Source organism: Psychrobacter sp. N25K4-3-2 (assembly GCF_015351755.1).
GTDB classification, from domain to species: Bacteria; Pseudomonadota; Gammaproteobacteria; order Pseudomonadales; family Moraxellaceae; genus Psychrobacter; species Psychrobacter glaciei.
Map to the genome: position 1 here is coordinate 1 of NZ_JADKLX010000017.1, position 994 is coordinate 994.

The 994-nt window shown below is 44.8% G+C and carries 2 protein-coding genes; both read right to left on the minus strand.

Features of this window, described 5'->3' with window-relative positions; all coding sequences use genetic code 11:
* Nucleotides 1–208: 208 nt before the first annotated feature.
* Nucleotides 209–697, minus strand: a complete 489-nt coding sequence (locus IOD06_RS13430; protein ID WP_194621263.1) for a hypothetical protein — start codon at nucleotides 695–697, stop codon at nucleotides 209–211.
* A gap of 71 nt (nucleotides 698–768) precedes the next feature.
* Complete coding sequence (locus IOD06_RS13435; protein WP_194621264.1) at nucleotides 769–960, minus strand: hypothetical protein; 192 nt, start codon at nucleotides 958–960, stop codon at nucleotides 769–771.
* Nucleotides 961–994: the final 34 nt, after the last annotated feature.

Sequence of the window (994 nt, forward strand, 5' to 3'; positions counted from 1 at the left end):
ATGAGATTGCCAACAATAGACGGGTGGCATTCATTGAATGACGAATCTGTCGCACGGTCTTTGCTATGGCAGGTTATTTTACCGCAGCTAATAGTGTTAAAAACTACAGGGAATTTAATCTCGTTTAATTTCAACATAATGATTTCCTCTTAGTGGTTGGTGTGGGGATTGTGCCAGTCAGGACGAATCCCCTTTTAACAATTCGTGCTTAGTAAACTAACTCGCACTCAGAATAGTAACCGTGCATTTCTTCGCGAACGAAGCACAAATCCTCTTTATGAATACCGCCAGTGAATCCTACAGCCTGGAGATGCTCATTGCTGACGTAGACCAGGTTGTTAGTGATTTCGGTGAAGTCCACAATAACTGGGAACGTGCGATTCTCATAACCTGGTCTCATCGGGTAGCCGCCATTGTTGAGAAGTCGAACCTTACGAGGCTTGACGTTCGCTTGAACTTCCCAATCAAAAAAGAACATCGTTCCGTCCTTCTCGTTGAAGTCAGCCGGGCCAAATACCGGACTAACCGACAGGCCGTAATCAAGATCGTACACGCCAGCTTTAACCAGGTCATCGACCTTGACGCGGTAGCCGCCCAAGCTATCATCGCATTTCACCGCGTCAACGATAATCGGGTAGGCCTCAAGGTCGCGAGTAAAGCCTTTGTAACCGCCAGTGCACAGTAATTTGATTTTCATGTTTGCGTCCTCGTTCGTTGTCGATGGGGTTACTATATCGCAACCCCGATATTGAGTTTTAACAAAAAGTGCTATTCTTTAATCTTGAAGCAATCGGTGTCTTCGTCGAATATCCAGGGGTCACCATTATCATCAAGCAATGAGATGTTCCCGAAGCTGGTTAGTGACGCGTTATAAGGCCTGTCAACGGTAAAGCACTCTTTAACTTCCTGGTCATCACTACATTTGAATACTGCAATCATTTGGTGCATAAAATCAGCCATTTTAACATCCTATTCGCAAGTGATTTCATTTGAT